Annotated in this window: 18 protein-coding genes; 12 read left to right on the forward strand and 6 right to left on the reverse strand. The window is 62.4% G+C overall.

What is annotated here, in order from left to right:
* Positions 1–183 precede the first annotated feature (183 nt).
* The 5 genes from ettA to NKI97_RS34255 all read left to right on the forward strand — a co-directional run bounded on the left by ettA (position 184) and on the right by NKI97_RS34255 (position 5,178).
* Complete coding sequence (ettA, locus tag NKI97_RS34235) at positions 184–1,833, forward strand: energy-dependent translational throttle protein EttA (protein WP_352453385.1); 1,650 nt, start codon at positions 184–186, stop codon at positions 1,831–1,833.
* A gap of 45 nt (positions 1,834–1,878) precedes the next feature.
* A complete protein-coding gene (tam, locus tag NKI97_RS34240) occupies positions 1,879–2,649 on the forward strand; it encodes a trans-aconitate 2-methyltransferase (RefSeq protein WP_352838503.1) in 771 nt (256 codons plus the stop codon).
* 105 nt (positions 2,650–2,754) lie between these two features.
* On the forward strand, positions 2,755–3,093 hold the full coding sequence (locus NKI97_RS34245; protein WP_352501082.1) for a hypothetical protein: 339 nt from the start codon (positions 2,755–2,757) through the stop codon (positions 3,091–3,093).
* Positions 3,094–3,214: 121 nt separating this feature from the next.
* Positions 3,215–4,336, forward strand: coding sequence for a beta-ketoacyl-ACP synthase III (locus NKI97_RS34250; RefSeq protein WP_352838504.1), 1,122 nt, complete (start codon positions 3,215–3,217; stop codon positions 4,334–4,336).
* 224 nt (positions 4,337–4,560) lie between these two features.
* A complete protein-coding gene (locus tag NKI97_RS34255; RefSeq protein WP_352838505.1) occupies positions 4,561–5,178 on the forward strand; it encodes an MOSC domain-containing protein in 618 nt (205 codons plus the stop codon).
* A 290-nt stretch (positions 5,179–5,468) separates the two neighbouring features.
* Here NKI97_RS34255 and NKI97_RS34260 read toward each other — a convergent pair whose 3' ends face one another.
* Both NKI97_RS34260 and tsaA read right to left on the reverse strand, forming a co-directional pair.
* Positions 5,469–5,780 carry a DUF2293 domain-containing protein gene (locus NKI97_RS34260; protein ID WP_352838506.1) on the reverse strand — a complete coding sequence of 104 codons (312 nt, stop codon included), beginning with the start codon at positions 5,778–5,780 and terminating at the stop codon, positions 5,469–5,471.
* Positions 5,780–6,298 carry a tRNA (N6-threonylcarbamoyladenosine(37)-N6)-methyltransferase TrmO gene (gene tsaA, locus NKI97_RS34265; RefSeq protein ID WP_352453128.1) on the reverse strand — a complete coding sequence of 173 codons (519 nt, stop codon included), beginning with the start codon at positions 6,296–6,298 and terminating at the stop codon, positions 5,780–5,782. The genes NKI97_RS34260 and tsaA overlap by 1 nt, the downstream gene beginning before the upstream one ends.
* Before the next feature lie 142 nt (positions 6,299–6,440).
* Here tsaA and NKI97_RS34270 point away from each other — a divergent pair, with 142 nt between their 5' ends.
* From NKI97_RS34270 to NKI97_RS34285, 4 genes are all read left to right on the forward strand, one after another.
* Positions 6,441–7,463: an ArsR/SmtB family transcription factor gene (locus tag NKI97_RS34270; RefSeq protein WP_023676796.1), complete on the forward strand. Its 1,023-nt coding sequence runs from the start codon at positions 6,441–6,443 to the stop codon at positions 7,461–7,463.
* Entirely contained in the window at positions 7,463–8,380 is a 918-nt protein-coding gene (gene metF, locus NKI97_RS34275; RefSeq protein WP_352838507.1) for a methylenetetrahydrofolate reductase [NAD(P)H], read from the forward strand. Before NKI97_RS34270 ends, metF begins: the two co-directional genes overlap by 1 nt.
* A 602-nt stretch (positions 8,381–8,982) precedes the next feature.
* Positions 8,983–9,420, forward strand: a complete 438-nt coding sequence (locus NKI97_RS34280) for an antitoxin Xre/MbcA/ParS toxin-binding domain-containing protein (protein ID WP_352501077.1) — start codon at positions 8,983–8,985, stop codon at positions 9,418–9,420.
* A gap of 84 nt (positions 9,421–9,504) precedes the next feature.
* Positions 9,505–10,110 carry an RES family NAD+ phosphorylase gene (locus tag NKI97_RS34285; RefSeq protein ID WP_352453131.1) on the forward strand — a complete coding sequence of 202 codons (606 nt, stop codon included), beginning with the start codon at positions 9,505–9,507 and terminating at the stop codon, positions 10,108–10,110.
* 36 nt (positions 10,111–10,146) lie between these two features.
* Here the strand turns inward: NKI97_RS34285 and NKI97_RS34290 are convergent, their stop codons facing one another.
* A complete protein-coding gene (locus tag NKI97_RS34290) occupies positions 10,147–11,064 on the reverse strand; it encodes a DMT family transporter (protein WP_352453132.1) in 918 nt (305 codons plus the stop codon).
* Positions 11,065–11,288: 224 nt separating this feature from the next.
* On the opposite strand from NKI97_RS34290, the gene NKI97_RS34295 reads away from it, so the two are divergent.
* Positions 11,289–12,509 (forward strand): alanine racemase, encoded by a 1,221-nt coding sequence (locus NKI97_RS34295; protein ID WP_352453133.1) that lies wholly within the window; start codon positions 11,289–11,291, stop codon positions 12,507–12,509.
* A gap of 154 nt (positions 12,510–12,663) precedes the next feature.
* Here the strand turns inward: NKI97_RS34295 and NKI97_RS34300 are convergent, their stop codons facing one another.
* A complete protein-coding gene (locus NKI97_RS34300) occupies positions 12,664–13,395 on the reverse strand; it encodes an SDR family oxidoreductase (RefSeq protein ID WP_352453134.1) in 732 nt (243 codons plus the stop codon).
* Between the two features lie 124 nt (positions 13,396–13,519).
* On the opposite strand from NKI97_RS34300, the gene NKI97_RS34305 reads away from it, so the two are divergent.
* Positions 13,520–14,413 (forward strand): LysR family transcriptional regulator, encoded by an 894-nt coding sequence (locus NKI97_RS34305; RefSeq protein WP_352453135.1) that lies wholly within the window; start codon positions 13,520–13,522, stop codon positions 14,411–14,413.
* 152 nt (positions 14,414–14,565) lie between these two features.
* Here NKI97_RS34305 and NKI97_RS34310 read toward each other — a convergent pair whose 3' ends face one another.
* Positions 14,566–15,738 (reverse strand): lytic murein transglycosylase, encoded by a 1,173-nt coding sequence (locus NKI97_RS34310; protein ID WP_352453136.1) that lies wholly within the window; start codon positions 15,736–15,738, stop codon positions 14,566–14,568.
* 80 nt (positions 15,739–15,818) lie between these two features.
* Complete coding sequence (locus tag NKI97_RS34315) at positions 15,819–16,616, reverse strand: glycoside hydrolase family 25 protein (RefSeq protein WP_502904534.1); 798 nt, start codon at positions 16,614–16,616, stop codon at positions 15,819–15,821.
* Positions 16,617–17,022: 406 nt separating this feature from the next.
* Between NKI97_RS34315 and NKI97_RS34320 the strand changes: the two genes are divergently transcribed.
* A complete protein-coding gene (locus tag NKI97_RS34320; RefSeq protein ID WP_352453137.1) occupies positions 17,023–18,402 on the forward strand; it encodes a serine hydrolase domain-containing protein in 1,380 nt (459 codons plus the stop codon).
* The last annotated feature ends 115 nt before the right edge of the window (positions 18,403–18,517 follow it).

Below are 18,517 nucleotides of genomic sequence, written 5' to 3' on the forward strand. Positions count from 1 at the left end.
TGCGAAAGCTCATCATCCTCGCAAACGCACTACTCAGCGACAATCGGACCTGGACACCATCTCTCCCTTGACCAACACGGATACTTTAGGGCCAAAACTGTTTGCCGTTCGCGGCCGCATCGCTTACATAGCCCCCAACTTCCATTCAATCCGACATCAGTCGACTTTTCAGGGAAAGCGCGCGTGGCACGCCAGTTCATCTATCACATGGCCGGCCTCAACAAGGCCTACGGCACCAAGAAGGTGCTCGAGAACATTCATCTGTCCTTCTATCCGGACGCCAAGATCGGCATCCTCGGTCCCAATGGCGCCGGCAAGTCGACGATCCTTAAGATCATGGCCGGCATCGACAAGGAGTGGAGCGGCGAGGCCTGGCTGGCCGAGGGTGCTACCGTCGGTTACCTGGCGCAGGAGCCGGCGCTCGATCCGAACAAGAACGTGTTCGAAAACGTCATGGAAGGCGTCGCCGCCAAGACCGCCATCATCGAGCGCTACAACGAATTGATGATGAACTATTCCGACGAGACGGCGGACGAGTCGGCCAAGCTGCAGGACGAGATGGACCGGCTCAACCTCTGGGATCTCGAACAGCAGGTCGAGATGGCGATGGAGGCACTCGGCTGCCCGCCCAAGGAGGCCGATGTCACCAAGCTGTCGGGCGGCGAACGCCGTCGCGTCGCGCTTTGCCAGCTCTTGCTGCGCCAGCCCGACCTTCTGCTGCTCGACGAGCCGACCAACCATCTCGACGCCGAGACGACGGCGTGGCTGGAAAAGCATCTGCGGGCCTATCCGGGCGCGGTGATGATCATCACCCACGATCGCTACTTCCTCGACAATGTCACCGGCTGGATCCTCGAGCTCGATCGCGGCCGCGGTATCCCCTACGAAGGCAACTACACCAAATATCTCGAAGCCAAGGCCAAGCGGCTCAAGCAGGAAGGCCGCGAGGACGATGCGCGCCAGCGGGCGATCGGCCGCGAGCGCGAGTGGATCCAGTCCAGCCCGAAAGCCCGGCAGACCAAGTCGAAAGCCCGTATCCAGGCCTTCCAGGACCTGCTGGATGCAGCCGACAAGCGGCGTCCGAGCGACACCCAGATCGTCATTCCGCATGGCGAGCGGCTCGGCAATGTGGTGATCGAGGTCGAGGGCCTGTCGAAGGGCTTTGGCGACACGCTTTTGATCGACGATCTCGAATTCAAGCTGCCGCCCGGCGGCATCGTCGGCGTCATCGGCCCGAACGGCGCCGGCAAGACGACGCTGTTCCGCATGATCACCGGCCAGGAAAAGCCCGATGCCGGCACCATCCGCGTCGGCGAGACGGTCAAGCTCGGTTATGTCGACCAGAGCCGCGACGCGCTCGACCCGACCAAGACGGTCTGGGAAGAGATCTCGGGCGGCGCCGAAGTGGTCAAGCTCGGCAAGTTCGAAGCCAACACCCGCGCCTATTGCGCGTCGTTCAATTTCCGCGGCGGCGACCAGCAGCAGAAGGTCGGCAACCTGTCCGGCGGCCAGCGCAACCGCGTGCATCTGGCCAAGATGCTGAAGACCGGCGGCAATGTGCTGCTGCTCGACGAACCGACCAACGATCTCGATACCGAAACGCTGGCTGCACTTGAAGACGCGCTCGAGAGCTTCGCCGGCTGCGCCGTCATCATCTCGCACGATCGCATGTTCCTCGATCGCCTGGCGACGCACATCCTCGCCTTCGAGGGCGACAGCCACGTCGAATGGTTCGAAGGCAATTTCGAGGATTACGAGCAGGACAAGATCCGCCGCCTTGGCCCGGAAGCGGTCAACCCGCACAGGATGACGTATAAGCGGCTGACGCGGTAAGACATTTACAGGGCGGCGAATTCTCAAATGATCTGAGGAACCAAGATGGCCGACTGGTCCGCCGCCCTCTACCTGAAGTTCGAGGACGAGCGCACCCGGCCGGCGCGCGATCTCGTTGCGCAGGTGCCGGTGCCGGAACCGCGGCGGGTGGTCGACATTGGCTGCGGGCCGGGCAATTCGACCGAATTGCTGGTCGAGCGCTGGCCGCAGGCGCAAATCAGCGGCTTCGATACCTCGCCCGACATGATCGAGAAGGCCAGGGCGCGCCTGCCCGGTGTCAGCTTTGCCTTGGCGGATGCGGCGGCGTGGCAGCCGAACGAACCGGTCGACGTGATCTTTGCCAATGCGGTGTTTCAGTGGCTGCCGGAGCATCCGGCGGTCTTCCAGCGGTTGATGGGATTTTTGGCGCCCGGCGGCGCGCTTGCCGTGCAGATGCCGGACAACATGGCCGAGCCTTCGCACCGGCTGATGCGGGAGACCGCGGCCGAGATGCCGTTCGCCGAAAAGCTCGAGCGCGCGGCCCGCGCGCCGCTGCCGCCGGTCGCGTTCTATTACGACCTTTTGTCGCCATTCTCGGATCGGCTCGATATCTGGCACACGATCTACAACCATCCGCTGGCCGATGCCGAGGCGATCGTCGAATGGGTGAAGTCGACGGGGCTGAAGCCGTTCCTCGATCCGCTCGACGAAAACGAGCGGCAGCTTTTCCTGAAGCGCTACACGGCCGGGATCAGCGAAGCCTATCCGAAAACGGCAAGCGGCAAGGTGTTGCTGCGCTTTCCCCGTCTCTTCATCGTGGCGCGGCGTTCCGCTTAGAAACTCTTAGCTACACCCAAAAACAGCCAGCAGCGGATGCTTGACCGGCTTTCGCCGTCATGCGCATCTCGCTGGGGCACGGCCCTTTATGGGCCATGGGGGTGGATGATGACACTGAAAAAGATGGGTTTCGGCGGCAGCATTTGTGCGGCCGCTGTGCTTGCCTTGTCTCTATCGGCGGAGGCCAAGCGAGCGCGCTGCTTCACCAGCGACGACGGCTATTTCTCGTGCAGCTATCGGGCGCTGGACGATGCCGGGAGCTTTCGCATCTCGGCGCCGGGTTATCCGACCTACGTCCTGGAAATCGACGGACCGGGTTTTGCCTATGGCTATGTCAATCTCGGCCGCCGCAACGTGCCGCTGCCCGGGCAATTCGTGCGCAGCCGCGATGACGGTGCCTGCTGGAACAACCCGCAGACCAATACCAAGCTCTGCGCCTGGTAAAGACCCGTCCCAGGGACTTGATTTAAGCCGGCATAAACTGGCTAGGTGCAAAAGAGGTTGCGCCGAGCTTTTTGCGGCGTCGACATGAAGCCGCAACGCCTGCGCACGGGACGAACTGGAAATGCATCGCGTCATCATCAGCGGCATCGGCGTTGAAATCCCCGAAGCCTCGATCACCAATGAGGAACTCGTCGCCAGCTTCAACAGCTGGGTGGACATGGAGAACGTCCGCCGCGAGGTGTCGGGCGAGCCGCTGGTACAGAAATCGGACAGTGCCTTCATCGTCCATGCCTCTGGCGTCCAGACCCGCCATGTCATCGAACGGGAAGGCATCCTCGATCCGACCCGCATGGCGCCGCGCTTCCCGGCGCGGCCCGACGATGCGCTGTCGCTGGAGGCCGAGTTCGGCATCGCTTCGGCCCGCAAGGCGCTCGATCATGCCGGGCTGAAGCCTGGCGACATCGACCTGGTGATCTGCTCGGCCTCGCACCATCAGCGGCCCTATCCGGCGATCGCCATCGAAATGCAGCAGGCGCTGGGCACGAAAGGCGCCGGCTTCGATATGGGGCTTGGCTGCTCTTCGGCAGCGGCGGCGTTGCACATCGCGGTCAATCTGGTGCGGGCAGGGGCGCATAAACGCGTGCTGGTGACGACGCCGGAGATCATCACCGGGCACCTCAATTTTCGCGACCGGCAGACGCATTTCATCTTCGGCGACGCTTCCGTGTCGATGGTCGTCGAAGGGCTTGCCCAGGGCGAGAAGCGGCCGGGCCGCTTCGAGGTGCTCGATACGCGCGCCTGGACACAGATGTCAAACAGCATCCGCACCAATCTCGGTTACTATACCCGCGCCACCCAGGACGATCCGTACATGATCGATCTGGAAGGCAATCTGATCAAGCAGATCGGCAACAAGGTGTTCAAGGAAGTCACCGTTGCCGGCCACAAATTCATCGTCGAATTCCTGGCCGAGCACGGGCTGACGCCGCAGGCGATCCGGCGTTTCTGGCTGCATCAGGCCAATGCGCGGATGAACGCCATGATCCTGAAACTGTCGTTCGGCCATGACGTCGACCACGACCGCGCGCCGATGGTGCTGGAGCGCCTCGGCAACACCGCCGCCGCCGGCGCCATCATCGCCCTGTCGGAGAATCATGCCGACATGAAGGCCGGCGACTACGGCCTGCTCTGCGCCTTCGGCGCCGGCTACTCGATCGGCGGCGCGCTGTTGCGCATGCTTTAGATTTTTGTTTTACGCATGTCGTTGTCCCAAAACCGCTGCACACCCTCGGTTCAAGCCCGAGGGCATGCTTTTGGGCGACATGCATCAGCTCGGCGCGAACGGCACCAGCATCGGAACGCGCCTGGCAAATCGCATCAGTCCGCTTGATCGGAGCATCAGCGCTTTCGACTGGACCTGATGAGCTGACCGCGGCTAATTGCGCGTATCACGCGAGGCACGAACCCATGCTGGACCTTTTTCCCGAAGCCGAAACTCCGGTCGAGATCGTCCCGTCGCGAAAACTCGCCGCCAGGGTGGCAGCGCTTTACCTCGCACCATTCGATCGTTTTGAGACACGAGCGGTGGATACGCTGCAACTCGGTTTCGACGGCATTGAAGGCGATTTCCATGCCGGCACGACGCGGCGCTCCGGTGGGCGGGAACCCTGGTATCCGCGCGGCACCGAGATGCGCAACGAGCGGCAATTGTCGATCGTGGCTGCGGACGAACTGGCAATCGTTGCCGAACGGATGGGCATCGCCGAGATCAAGCCGGAATGGATCGGCGCCAATCTCCTGATCGAAGGCCTGCGGCACCTCTCGATGCTGCCATCCGGCACGCTGCTGTTCTTCAAAGGCGGGGCGACCGTCAAGGTCGACGCGCAGAACGGGCCTTGCCGGATCGCGGGCAGGTCGGTCGCCGAAAATGCCGGGATGGCCGACCATGAGGCCGGCGCGCTGCTGTTCCCGAAGGCGGCGAAGCGGTTGCGCGGGCTCGTCGCCTGGGTCGAGAAGCCCGGCACCATCGCGGCCGGCGAGGAGATTTCGGTGCGCGTGCCCGAGCAGTGGATTTACCGGGCCTAGTCCAGAACGCGACCTCTAGTCACGGCGTATTTTGTTCTTGCTTTGTGCCGGCAGCTATGCTATTAATTTGGGTATGGTGCCAATTGGGCTCCAACGACCCGCCCGCGAGGCGGGTTTTTTATTTCAGGCTTTGAAAGTTCCGATGCTGCCGACGTGAGGTTGGCGGGACAGCGCCCCCTCTGTCCTGTCGGACATCTCCCCCACGAGGGGGGAGATTGGCCGTCACCTCTCGATTTCGCTAATCACAGCAGTGAAGAGCGCAGAACTCGACGCGTGTGCCTGCCATCGCTCTACGCCTCATCCTCATCATCGAGCAGCCGGGTGGCGCGCCAGCGGGTCAGCACGATGTTGGTCTGTTCGATGACGAAGAAGCGCGCGGAATCGCGGTCATAGCCTTCGGCCAGCAGCTTTTCGTAGTCGGTGTGCATATGGCGGATGTGGGCTATCGTCGCCAGCCACACGGCGATGCTCGGCGGCAAGCTCTTCATGTGCACGGCGCCGGCATCGGCACGGATCTTTTCCATGTCGGCATAGGGCGCCAGCGGCAGAAGCGCTGTCAGCGCCTTGGCGATAGCGCGGCGGCGGCCGGTCGGCGCGCTCATCACTCCACCGGCCCTGGCTCGTCCCGCCCGGCGATGGTCGCATCGGCAAAGGCATCGGTCGAGGCGAAATAAGGCTTGATGTCGATGACCGGCGTGCCGTCGAGCACGTCGATGGCATCGAGATCGACGCGGCCGGTGTCGATGTCGACGGCAACGAGCTTTGCGACATGCAGTCCGATCGGGTTCGGCCGGGCAGGGGAGCGCAGTGAAAAGACGCCTTTCGGCTCCGTGGCATGGCGGGGTTTCTGGACAATCAGTTGCCGCGGCGCATGGTGCAGCCAGGACAGGATGATCACGTGGCTGGCGCGTTCCAGCCCAAGCAGGCCGTCACGATAAAGCGGGTCGATGACCAAGTGCGCCGGCTGTCCCGTCTCCCGCGCCGCCTTCATGTTTTTGGGGCAGGTCTCCCGCGTGATCCAAGGCGAAGCGATGCGGCCGATGAAGACGACATGGCCATCCGGCGGCATCGTTGCCGGGTCGGTTTCCAGGAGCTTTTCGCCGCTGCGCGTCTCGAACATGGGTCTCGCCCCGATCATGCGTCCGTTTTTGCGCGATCCGCCACGCATGCGTCATTTTCTTGTCCGGAAGCGACATAGCGCTTGCAAGCCTATCCAAACCGACATAAACATATGTTTATATCTTTTCAAAGAGAATGCTCGCATGCATGTCGCTCTCGACACGATGGTAGATACATTGAAGGCGGCGGCCGAATCCAGCCGGCTGCGCATATTGGCGCTGCTGTCGCGCGGCGATCTGACCGTGTCCGATCTCACCGAAATCCTTGGCCAGTCGCAGCCGCGCGTCTCGCGCCATTTGAAATTGCTGCTGGAGGCCGGGCTGATCGGCCGCTACCAGGAGGGCTCGTGGGCGTTCTTCCGGCTATCGGATTCCGACGCGTCGCGCGATTTCGTGCTCAGGCTGGTCTCCGGCATCCGCGGCGCCGATCCGCAGGTCGAGCGTGATCTCGAACGGCTGGCCGCAGTCAAGCGCAAGCGGCAGGACCGGGCTGCCGAATATTTCTCGGTAAACGCCGCAAGCTGGGACCATATCCGCTCGCTGCATGTGCCGGATCGCGCGGTCGAAGCAGCTCTCATCAAGCTCGTCGGCAAGCGGCCGTTCCAGTCGATGCTCGATCTCGGCACCGGCACCGGACGGCTGCTCGAGATCTTTTCGCCGCTCTATCGGCGCGGTGTCGGCATCGACATGTCGCGCGAGATGCTGACGGTGGCGCGCGCCAATCTCGACAAGGCCGGCGTTTCGAATGCGCAAGTGCGCCAGGGCGACATTTTTGCGCCACCGGTCGAACGCGACGCCTTCGATCTCGTTACCATCCATCAGGTGCTGCACTATCTCGACGATCCCGCCCGCGCCATCCGCGAGGCGGCGCGTCTGTTGCGCCCGGCCGGCCGGCTGGTGATCGTCGATTTCGCGCCGCACGCGCTGGAGTTCTTGCGCGAGGAGCACGCGCATATGCGTCTCGGCTTTTCCGACCGGCAGATTGGCGACTGGTTTTCCGAGGCCGGCCTCGACCTCGAGGACAGCCAGGAATTCGAGCCGCGCGGCGGCAACGAGGCCAAGCTCACCGTCAAACTCTGGCTCGGCCGCGATCGGCGCATGCTGATTGCCGAGCCTTCCAACGACAGACAACCGGCCAATGCGTATCCGATAGGGGAAACCGCCTGATGAACCAGTTCCGCTTCTCCCGCCGCCCCGACATCGGCGACAAGGTCAGCGTTTCGTTCGAGTTCTTTCCGCCGAAAAACGATGAGATGGAAGCAAGGCTGTGGGACACGGTCACCCGGCTTGAGCCGCTCAAGCCGAAATTCGTCTCGGTCACCTATGGCGCCGGTGGTTCGACCCGCGAGCGGACGGCCCGCACCGTCAAGCGCATCCTCAATGAAACGACGCTGACGCCGGCAGCGCACATGACTTGCGTCGATGCGGCGCGTCACGAGGTCGATGCGGTGATCCGGGAGTTCGCCGATATGGGCGTCAAGCGTTTCGTCGCCCTGCGCGGCGATCCGGCCGAGGGCGTCGGCGCGGCCTACCGGCCGCATCCGGAAGGCTATGCCAATGGCGCCGAACTGGTTGATGCGCTGAAGGGCGCCGGCGATTTCGACATATCGGTCTCGGCCTATCCGGAAAAGCATCCGGAAAGCCCGGATTTCGCCACCGACTTCGACATGCTGAAGCGCAAGGCCGACAATGGCGCGACGCGGGCGATCACCCAGTTCTTCTTCGACAACGATCTCTATGAGCGCTATGTCGAGCGGGCACGGCGGGCCGGCATCTACATACCGATCGTGCCGGGCATATTGCCGGTGCACAATTTCACCCAGGTCGCCAACTTTTCGGCGCGGTGCGGCGCCTTGGTGCCGGCATGGCTGGCCGAGCGTTTCGATGGGCTGCAGAACGATCCGCAAACGCATGCGCTGGTGGCATCTGCCGTGGCGGCCGAGCAGGTGCTGGACCTTGTCGAGCGCGGCGTCGGCGATTTCCACTTCTACACGATGAACCGGGCCGATCTGGTCTTCGCCATCTGCCACATGATCGGCATCAGGTCGCACGAAGTCGAGGCAGCGGGATCAGCCGCGGCGTAAGGCGGCAAGCTCCTTTTTGAAATGTCAAAGATCGGGGGAATGCAAAAGGGCCGGGCAAAATGCCCGGCCTTTTCAATGGTTTTGGAATATTCGGTGCTGGTCTTCCCCCGCTCAGCGGCCTTATGGAAGGACGCCCATAATGAGGGCGCCGATGAATGCAAACGCAGCACAAATCATCAATGCGTTGATCGGCCTCGTCAGTCCCATGTCATAGCCTCCTCTTAAAGAGCTATGGCGAGAGTCTAGGGTCATTTGTGCCACAGGCAAGCAGAAACTTTGCTGCAATGCGACGAGATTGTGGAATTTGCGACCTGCCGTTTGCCGTTAGGCATTGAAACTCTTTGTCAAAAGCCGGCTCGGGACCTGTGAATAATTTGTGGCAAAGCCGTGGCAGTAGGAGAATGGCAGCGCTACCGCGGCGGAAATCGGAATCGATTTTCGGAACGACTGAAGGTTCGACGCGTCGAAGCATCCTTTGCGCATCCAACCGGATGCTGCACGCTACACGAATGCGGTGGGCAACCAGCAGCGTTGTGAGATAGCCAGGACTTGAATTTTCTGCCAATTGGCAGTATATTGCCTGCCAAGTGATGGAGGCCGGAATGAGTGTCGGTTATGCGGTTCGCGACCCTGCAAATCAGGCTTTGCCGGCAAATCTGGCGGATGCCTCGGCACGGGCGCGGCTCACGCCAGCGGCTGTTGCCGGCATCGTCAGGCTCGCAGACATCTGGCATCTGACCAGCACCGAGATCTGTACCTTGATCGGCGACGTGTCGGAGAGAACCTGGTTCCGCATGAAGAAAGGCGAGTGGGAGGGCGTTCTCTCCCAGGATTCGCTGACACGCATCAGCGCCCTGATCGGCATCTTCAAGGGACTGCGGCTTCTGTTCTCCGAAGCGCTTGCCGATGAATGGGTGCGGTTGCCGAACAAAGGGCCTCTTTATGGTGGCCGGCGCCCCCTGGACGTGATGATCGAGGGCGGCATTCCGAAGCTGCTGCAGGTTCGCCAACATATCGACGCTTTGCGCGGTGGACTTTGAATGCAGATCCCACCACGCGCTGACATTTCCCAGCGCGACACGATCCGGCTGATTTCGACAGGCAGGTTCAAGGAACCGGTCCTGATGCCGTTGGCCAGGAATCATGGAGATTTGGAGGACCTTGCGGAGCTCGAAGGAGCCACCAGCGGCCGCCTTCAGGCGCAGCAAGGGGGATTGCCCGACCTCGATCCGCGCGAACTGGTTTTCGGGAGACCGGGCTACACCTTCATCAATGCGGCGTTCGCTTACACCCGTCCGGGCGGCAATCGTTTCAACGATGATGCCAGGGGCGTCTGGTACTGTGGGTTCGATGCTGAAACCGCGCTCGGCGAGGTCTCGTTTCATCTGACGCGCGAGCTTGCCGCGATCGAACGGTTCGAAAACGTCACCGACTACGCGGAGCTCGTTGCCGACTTCATAGGCTCGTTTCACGATCTGCGCGGTGCTGAGTTCAGCAAGGACCCGGTGCTCGATCCGGATACTGTCTTAGCCTATCCTGCCGGTCAGGCGCTGGCGAAGCAACTCCGCAAGCAAGACGCCGCGACCGGTCTTGTGTATCCTTCCGTGAGACATGTTGGCGGGACCTGCCTTGCCGCCTTCCTTCCCGATCTCGTTCAGAATCTCCGGCAAGGCGGTATCTGGCGTCTGGAATGGCAGGGTCCATCTGTTCCCGCGATCACGCCCATATAGCGCACGATCGGGAGCGACAACTTCGCTGCGCCATCTCTAACGCCGCCCGAACAGGCGACCGTCGATGGTGACGAGGCCGAGGGCGATCAGCGCCATGCCGCCGAGTTCGAACAGTTCGAGCCGCTCGCCCAGGAACAGGAAGCCGAGCAGGATGGCACTGGCCGGCACGATCAGCGTGACCAGCGAGGCGTTGGTGGCGCCGGCCGAGGCGACGAGATTGAAATAGAGGATGTAGGCGAAGGCCGTCGACAGCAGCGCCAGTGCCAGCACCGCCGCCCACACCGGCGGCGAGGCCGAAAACAGATTGGCGGCATCATAGGTGAACAGAACGACCGGAACCATGATAACGGTCGAGCAGGTCAATTGTCCGGTGGCAATGACCGGTGACGGCACACCCTTGAAGCGGCGGGCAATCATCAGTGCAACCGCATAGGATAGCGACGCTCCGATGAGCGCGAATTTCGCCCAGACCGGACCGCCGAGCCCGGCGACGAGGCCGGGGCCGATCATCACCGCCGTTCCCGCGATACCGAGGGCGATGCCGGCAAGCTTGTTCCACGACAGCTTTTCGTCGCTGGTCAGGGCGTTGGCGAGGATCAGCGTCCAGAACGGCGTCGTCGAATTGAGCACCGAGGCGACACCGGCGCCAAGCTCGGTCTGGCCGGCAAAGATCAGCGAGAAAGGGATGACATTGTTGGCGAGCGCCAGCAGGAAGAACAGGCCGGCATGCGGCAAGGCGAGGCGAAACGACGGGCCACGGACCGCAAGATAGAGCTGCAACGCGATCGCAGCTATGGTGACGCGGAACAGCACCAGCACCAGCGGCGGAAGTTCCGCTACCGCAATACGGGCAAAGAAGAACGAGCCGCCCCAGATGGCGCCGAGCAGCAGAAGCTGCGCCCAGTCCTTGAGCACCATCGGCCCGCGCATCGCGGTGCTGGCAGCTATCGCCATTGGTCGTCCTCCCAGACGAGACGCCTTGCTCTTCAGGCGTCTGTTCACGCCATACCCGATCCTGCGGCGAGGGCCACCCGAAACCTGAGCGATGGCCTAGCTCGCTCATAACCGGCGTACAGTACGGCGTAGCGCCGCGAAGCCAGGGCGGCGAGACATAGAATTGTTTTCATTAGCCGCTAGCTTGGATTAATTGTGCGCAGCCTCAGTCAAGGGATTCGTCCATGCAGCGATTCGAAAATGCCCGCGAGGCAGCGCTGGCGCTTCGCCCGGACGATCCGATCTATTGCTTCCGCCCGCAGGTGCTGAAGGCGGACGCCAAACAGTTCATGGGCATGTTTCCCGGCAAGACCGCCTATGCGGTCAAGACCAATGGCGAGCAGATCGTGCTCAACGCCCTGGTCGAGGCCGGCGTCAGTGCCTTCGATGTGGCCTCGCCCGGCGAATTCGCTGCCGTGCGCGCCGTTTCGCCCGACGCCGAGATGCTCTACATGCACCCCGTGAAGGCGCAGTCGGACATCAGGCTGGCGCTGGAAAAATACGCCATCCGCGTCATTTCGCTCGACCATGAGGACGAGATCACCAAGCTGACCAGGGTGGTGCGGGCGCTCGACATCGATCCGGGCGCGATTACCGTGTTCGTGCGCATCCAGACGAAAGGCTCGGCAGCTTACGAACTGTCGAAGAAGTTCGGCGCCGGACCGGCCAATGCGGTCGAACTCGCCGAACGGCTGAACCGGACGGGCTACAAGGTCGGGCTGTGCTTTCACGTCGGCAGCCAGATAGAGGATCCCGACACCTATGAGCGGGCGCTGGCCTCCGCCGACTGGGTGCGCAACCGCGTCGGTTTCGACATTGCCGGGCTCGATGTCGGCGGCGGCTTTCCGGCCGAATACGGTCATGATCCGAACAGCCGCAAGCCGGAAATGCCGTCGCTCGGCCAGATCATGTCGCGGTTTTCGGGCGACCTCCAGGAGTATCAGTTCGACCAGATGCCGCTGGTGGCCGAGCCGGGCCGGGTGATCGTGGCGCGCTGCTTGTCGCTGATCGTGCGCGTGCTGCTGCGCAAGGGCAAAAGGCTCTACATCAATGACGGCATCTGGGCGTCGCTGTCGGATTCATGGACCGGCAAGATCACGCTGCCGGCACGCTTCATCCCCGATCCGGCGATCCGCTCGCGCAATGGCGAGGACAAGACCATCGTGCCGTTCAAGGTCTGCGGCGCGACCTGCGATTCCGTCGATATATTGTCGCGGCCGTTCTGGCTGCCCGAAACCGTCGATACCGGCGATTGGATCGAGATCGGCCATATCGGCGCCTATTCGCTGTCGCTCCGAACACGGTTCAACGGCTTCTATCCCGACACTTTCGTCGAGGTGGCGACGCCATTCGACGAAGGCGATGCGCCGCAGGGGTTCGCCAGCCTGGAGACGATGGCGGATTAGTGAATGGTGGAATAGTGAATAGTGAATAGTGAATAGTGAATAGAAGTAGTTCTTGCGTTCCGTCCCGCTCCCGTGAATCGTCACCATTCACCATTCACCATTCACCATTCACCATTCACCATTCACCATTCACTATTCGCTATTCACCATTCAGTCAGGCCACGCCACCGCCAGCCTGGATGTTCTCGCCGGTTAGCCAGCGAGCTTCATTGGAAGCCAGGAAAACCGCGACATCGGCGACGTCGCGCGGCGCTCCGATCCGGTCGAAGGGCGACATGCCGGCGGCCACGGCCCGGTCCCGTTCGGGGAGCAGGTCGGTGTCAGTGAAGCCTGGCGACAGCGCATTCACGGTAACGGAGCGCGGGCCGAGTTCGCGCGAGAGGACGCGGACGAACTGCTCGACGGCTCCCTTGCTGCCGAGATAGAGCGCCGTGTGCGTGAAGAACATCCTGGTTCCGCCGGTGGAGACGGCAATGATGCGGCCACCGTCGCGAACGCGGCGCGCCGCTTCCTGAAGCGTGAAGAAGGTGCCCTTGGCATTGGCGCCGAACACGTGATCGAAGTCCGCTTCGGTGGCCTCGACGAGCGGCTTTATGACAGCGACGCCGACATTGGCGACGACGATGTCAATCGGCCCCATCTGCCGTTCGGTTTCGTCGAACAGCCTGCGAATGTCGGGGATGCTGGAGACGTCCGCCTGGATGGCGACGGCTTTTCCGCCAATCCCTTCAATGGCGGCAACCACTTCCCTGGCTGCTTTCTCGTTGCCGACATAGTTGACGACCACGGCAGCACCCTTGGCCGCGAGCCCCTCGGCGATGGCGCGCCCGATGCCACGCGAGCTGCCGGTCACAAGTGCGGTTTTGCCTTCGAGTGGACGATGCATGGCTGTTCCTTCCGTCTGATTACGGCCGCCTCGATCGAGCGGGCGTTCCAGGGAAAGCTATGGGCATGCTATTGCTCAGAGAATAGCCTATTATCTTACTGACTTGTTAAGGCTGGGGTACATAATGCGCGGAACCGAGTTTTCCGAACTCACGGCATTTGCAGCAATCATCGAAGAGGGCAGCTTCGTCCGCGCCGCGGCCAAACTCAGGATTTCGCCTCCAGCACTCAGCCAGACGATACGTGGGCTGGAAGAGCGTCTCGGTGTCCGCCTGCTCAACCGCACCACGCGCAGCATGTCGCCGACGGCTGAGGGCGAGAAGCTGTTTGCCCGCATCGCACCGGCGTTCAGCGAACTGGAAGGGGCCGTCGCCGACGCGCATGCATCACGCGGCCGGCCGGCAGGCTCGCTGCGCATCAATGTTCCGCGCATTGCCGCCACGCGTTTCATCGCGCCGATCCTCGGCGATTTCCGCCGGGCCTATCCCGATATCGCCCTCACAATCATTGTCGACGACATGCTCACCGACATCGTCGAGGGCCGCTTCGATGCCGGAATCAGATTGGGTGAGCGGCTGCACAAGGACATGGTGGCGGTAAAACTCAGTGACGAACTGGAGATGGCCGCAGTGGCCGCGCCGAGCTACCTGGAGCATCGCCCGATACCCCGTCACCCGGCGGATCTGCATCAGCACCAGTGCATCAATTTCCAGTGGCCCAGCGGCGGCAATCTCTACCGCTGGGAGTTCGCCCGGGGCCAACGTGCCCTGGAAGTGGCTGTCAGCGGCGGCTTGACGGTCAATGACACGGAACTGATGATCGGGGCGGTTCTGGATGGGGTCGGCGTGGCGTACATGCTGGAATATCAGGTCCGGCCATGGATCGAAGCGGGAAAGCTAATCCGTTTTCTCGAAGCCTGGTCGCCGAGATTTCCGGGTTTTTACCTATACCACGCGAGCTCCCGCCAGGTTCCCGCGCCGTTGCGAGCGTTCATCGATTTCCTGCTTGCGAGGCGGTGAATAGTGAATAGTGAATAGTGAATAGTGAATAGTGAATAGTGAATAGTGAATAGTGAATAGTGAATAGTGAATAGTGAATAGTAGTAACCTCTGGTGCTCAGTGCGGCTCCGGTGCTATTCCTTTTCACCATTCACCATTCACCATTCACCATTCACAGTCTCGCCAGCAGCTCCGGAGTCGGCCAGCCGTCGACCGGCAGGCCCAGCCGCTTCTGCTCCTTGCGGATCGCTTCGCGGGTGTTGGTGCCCAGTATGCCGTCGACGGTGCCGACGTCATAGCCTTTCGCCTCGAGCTTGGTCTGCAGCGCCTTCATCTGGTCGCCGTTGAGGCCGGGTTCGGGGTTGCGCGGATCGAATCGCGGCGCGCCCCCCAGCCGGGCGGCAAGATTTGCCGCGGTCAGGGCATAGGTGAAGGACTGGTTCCACTCGAGATAGACATCGAAATTGTCGTAGGTCAGGAAGGCTGGCCCCTTGCGACCCATGGGCAGCGCCAGGCCGGCCTTCAGGCCGTTGTCGAGAAGCGGCGTACCGTCGGGCCTGGTAACGCCCCACTGGCTCCATTGCGTCAACGGCAGCTTGTTGGTGCGTCCCGTCTGCTCCCACGGCAAATCGTCGGGCACACGGACTTCTTCGATCCAGGGCTGGTCGCGCTTCCAGCCGCGCGACTGGATCTTGCTGGCCGTGCTCATGATCACGTCCGGCGCGCTGCCGCGCAGGTCGACCAAGCCATCGCCGTCGCCGTCGACGCCGTGGCCGAGATAGTCGGAAGGCAACATCTGCGTCTGGCCGATCTCGCCGGCCCAGGCACCGGTCACGTCGGCCGGCACCACGCCGCGATCGATCAACATCAGCAGCGGCACGATCTGCGGCCGGAACAACTGCGGACGGCGGCAGTCATGCGAGAGGCTCACCAGCGCGTTCAGCGTATGAAAATCGCCCTGCACGGCGCCAAAATCGGTCTCCAGGGCCCAGAAAGCGGCGATGACCGGCGCCTGCACGCCGTATTCGCGATCGGCGCGGACAAAGACCTCGGCATATTTTTGCAGATTGGCCGCACCTTGCTTCAGCCGATGCGACGAGATCATGCGGTTCGAGAATTCGATGAAAGTCTGGGTGAAGACCCCCTGGGCACGGTCGCGTGCCAGCGCCTTTTCATCGAGGGTGGCGTTTTCCAGCGCAGAAAGGCCGGCAGCGCCGACGCCGGCCGCCCTGGCCTCCGCCGCCACACCCTGCTTCCATGCCTCGAAATCGCCGCCGCATTGCTGTGCCGCGGCCGGCACGGCGCTCAGGAGCAGCGCCGCGAGAAGTCCAAAGCGCGATCGCATCGCCATCCTTCCGAGAAGATTACCAGCGGTTGCGGGCATCCGTCATTGGCTGTGTCGAAAAGCAGGCGGCAGGCCTGGTGTCAACGGGTGTTCTGCCGCAACCACTTCTTCCACGCGGCTTCGGAGCCGTTGAAGACGCTGATGTCGGCGTTTCCGGTCATGCCCGGCACGACGCCCGTTCCGGTATACTGCCAGAAGGTGAAGGGATGGCTGCCGTATTTCTGGCGCGGGTGCCCGGCGACGGAGCGCAGCCAGTAGGGGTAATTGCGGAAGCCCGATAAACCGTTATCTTCGAAGAAATCGACAGACGTGTAGATGATCGGCTTCTTGCCGTAGTATTTTTCGACGATTTCGAGGAACGTGCTCATCTCGCTGCGTACCGTGGCGGGATCGGGCCGCAGCTTGCAGGTCGGCGATTTCGGGTTCCATTCCATGTCGAGAACCGGCGGCATCGCCGAACCGTCTTTGGGCACGTTCTGGATGAACCAGCGCGCCTGGGTAGCGGCCGGCGTGCAAAAGTAGAAAAAATGATAGGCGGCACGGGGGATGCCCGAGGCCCTGGTGCGGCTCCAATGCTCGTTGAAAGCTTCATCGAAACGGTCTCCGCCTTCGGTTGCCTTGATAAAGGCGAAGGAGATACCGCTGGCCCTGGCCGCCGGCCAGTCGATCGATGTCTGGTATTTGGAGACGTCGGTGCCGTGGACGGCATAGCTCCACGGTGCGCCGCTGTCCCATTCATGCGGGTCGGAATCGGCAAAACGCGGCGCGCGTACCGCAACCATCGAGGCGCTGGACGACGACAGCGATGGCGTCAGATCCTCGACCGTCGAGCAGGCGCCAAGCAGCATCAGCGTGATGAGGACCGCGAAACGGCGCATCGCTACTTCCCGAGCCGGTTTCAGCCGGCCGCTGATGGGTCTTTCCGCGGGTGGCCCCTCGACCGGGCGCGGCGCGTTTGAAACTGACTTACGCGACGCGCCTGGATCTTCGTTTCATGCATTCCCAAACCGTTACGCAGTTTTGGGACGCATGCATTCAAGCCCCGCCGGACGGTCACCCCACAGGATCGCCCGGTCTGTCCTAAGCGCGTCGCTTCGACGCGCTTAGCTCTTTTGTCTATGCATGTCGTTGTCCCAAAACCGCTGCGCACTTCTGGGCGACATGCACCTGTGATCGCCGATCATGGTTGATATTCGGTTGACGGCGCTCGACAAGAGCCGCGATTTTGCCGAAACAATGGCGGCAAATCGATGACATAGATCGAGCGCGCCCGGGGGAACTCAAATGCAGATCCTTTTGAAGTTCGTCAAATGGCTGCTCGGCTTGGCTGTGCTGGCCGCCGCGATACTCGCCGGCTGGCTGTATTTCGCGCCGCCGGAACTGATCCGCGTCGGTTCCGGCTATGCCGCCAAGATCGTCTGCTCGAACGTCTTCATCGCCGGGCGAGACGCTAACGACGTGCTCGCCGTCGATGTGCAGGCGCCGGGTCATCCGCTGCTGAAGCTGATGAGAGTGTCGGTGGACAAGGAGAAGGGAACGGTTTCGGCGGGCCTGTTCGGCGCGCTCGGCAAAAGTGTCGCGGTCGCCCGCGAGGGGCTCGGCTGCGCCTCGGTTCCCGACGGCGATATTGCCGCCGCCAAGGCTGTCGCCGGAGCTGCACCGACGCCGGCGCCGCTGCCCGATCTGATCTGGCCGGAGGGCGACAAAGCCGATGCCTCGCAGGATCCCGAGGTCGCGAAAGTCCTCGACGATCCAGCAATGACCGGCGCCGGCATGCGGGCGGTCGTGGTGATCAAGAACGGCCGCATCGTCGCTGAGCGTTATGGCGACGGCTTTTCCGAAAAGACGCCGCTATTGGGCTGGTCAATGACCAAGACCGTAAATGCGGCGATCGTCGGCACGCTGGTGAAGGAGGGCAAGCTGGCGATGACCAACCAGGGTCTGTTCGGTCCCTGGAAGGGAGATGGCCGCGCCGTGATCAGCCTCGCCGACATGATGGCGATGTCGAGCGGGCTGGAATTCAACGAGGATTATGGCGACGTCGCCGACGTAACGCGCATGCTCTATCTCGAACCGGACATGGCGGGCTTTGCCGGATCCAAGCCGCTGACCGGCGAGATCGGCAAGGTGTTTTCCTATTCGAGCGGCACGGCGGTGATGCTGTCCAGGCTGTGGCAGGACGCAATCGGCGACAAGGACAAGGCACTGGCGTGGCCGAGGACCGCGCTGTTCGATCCGCTCGGCATGCAGAGCGCTGTGCTTGAGGCCGACGAGCACGGCACCTTCGTCGGCTCGTCCTATCTCTATGCCACGGCACGCGACTGGGCGCGCTTCGGCCAGTTCCTGCTGCAGGGCGGCGTCTGGAACGGCCAGGAGATGCTGCCCGCCGGCTTCGTCGACTGGATGCGGGAACCGGCAACTGCCTCGAAAGTCTACGGCAAGGGGCAATTATGGATAGAAGGACCGGGCGACGAAGAAAACCCCGGCGCCGGCACTGCCGCCGGCGTGCCCAAGGACACCTATTGGATGGAGGGGCATGATGGGCAAACGGTTGCCATCATCCCCTCAGAGCAGCTGGTTGTGGTGCGGCTCGGGCTGACGCCGGCCAGGCTCGGCTACCGGCCGCAGGCGATGGTGGCGGCGCTGATCAAGGCGCTGCACTGAGGAATGCGGCGGTCGCAGTCTTGTCTATGCGGCTGTCGCCAAAGGCTTGGCGCGATCAACACGCGCCCGCTCGTCGGGTGAATTCATAACCGTCCAAAGATCGTTACGGCGCTGG

The organism is Mesorhizobium sp. M0296 (assembly GCF_040321675.1).
Taxonomy (GTDB): domain Bacteria; phylum Pseudomonadota; class Alphaproteobacteria; order Rhizobiales; family Rhizobiaceae; genus Mesorhizobium.

Excerpts from the sequence above, each read along its gene's own strand:
- tam (WP_352838503.1), top strand. The coding sequence starts at position 1,879 with ATGGCCGACTGGTCCGCCGCCCTCTACCTGAAGTTCGAGGACGAGCGC.
- NKI97_RS34245 (WP_352501082.1), top strand. The coding sequence starts at position 2,755 with ATGATGACACTGAAAAAGATGGGTTTCGGCGGCAGCATTTGTGCGGCC.
- NKI97_RS34250 (WP_352838504.1), top strand. The coding sequence starts at position 3,215 with ATGCATCGCGTCATCATCAGCGGCATCGGCGTTGAAATCCCCGAAGCC.
- NKI97_RS34255 (WP_352838505.1), top strand. The coding sequence starts at position 4,561 with ATGCTGGACCTTTTTCCCGAAGCCGAAACTCCGGTCGAGATCGTCCCG.
- NKI97_RS34260 (WP_352838506.1), bottom strand. The coding sequence starts at position 5,780 with ATGAGCGCGCCGACCGGCCGCCGCCGCGCTATCGCCAAGGCGCTGACA.
- tsaA (WP_352453128.1), bottom strand. The coding sequence starts at position 6,298 with ATGTTCGAGACGCGCAGCGGCGAAAAGCTCCTGGAAACCGACCCGGCA.
- NKI97_RS34270 (WP_023676796.1), top strand. The coding sequence starts at position 6,441 with ATGCATGTCGCTCTCGACACGATGGTAGATACATTGAAGGCGGCGGCC.
- metF (WP_352838507.1), top strand. The coding sequence starts at position 7,463 with ATGAACCAGTTCCGCTTCTCCCGCCGCCCCGACATCGGCGACAAGGTC.
- NKI97_RS34280 (WP_352501077.1), top strand. The coding sequence starts at position 8,983 with ATGAGTGTCGGTTATGCGGTTCGCGACCCTGCAAATCAGGCTTTGCCG.
- NKI97_RS34285 (WP_352453131.1), top strand. The coding sequence starts at position 9,505 with ATGCCGTTGGCCAGGAATCATGGAGATTTGGAGGACCTTGCGGAGCTC.
- NKI97_RS34290 (WP_352453132.1), bottom strand. The coding sequence starts at position 11,064 with ATGGCGATAGCTGCCAGCACCGCGATGCGCGGGCCGATGGTGCTCAAG.
- NKI97_RS34295 (WP_352453133.1), top strand. The coding sequence starts at position 11,289 with ATGCAGCGATTCGAAAATGCCCGCGAGGCAGCGCTGGCGCTTCGCCCG.
- NKI97_RS34300 (WP_352453134.1), bottom strand. The coding sequence starts at position 13,395 with ATGCATCGTCCACTCGAAGGCAAAACCGCACTTGTGACCGGCAGCTCG.
- NKI97_RS34305 (WP_352453135.1), top strand. The coding sequence starts at position 13,520 with ATGCGCGGAACCGAGTTTTCCGAACTCACGGCATTTGCAGCAATCATC.
- NKI97_RS34310 (WP_352453136.1), bottom strand. The coding sequence starts at position 15,738 with ATGCGATCGCGCTTTGGACTTCTCGCGGCGCTGCTCCTGAGCGCCGTG.
- NKI97_RS34315 (WP_502904534.1), bottom strand. The coding sequence starts at position 16,616 with ATGCGCCGTTTCGCGGTCCTCATCACGCTGATGCTGCTTGGCGCCTGC.
- NKI97_RS34320 (WP_352453137.1), top strand. The coding sequence starts at position 17,023 with ATGCAGATCCTTTTGAAGTTCGTCAAATGGCTGCTCGGCTTGGCTGTG.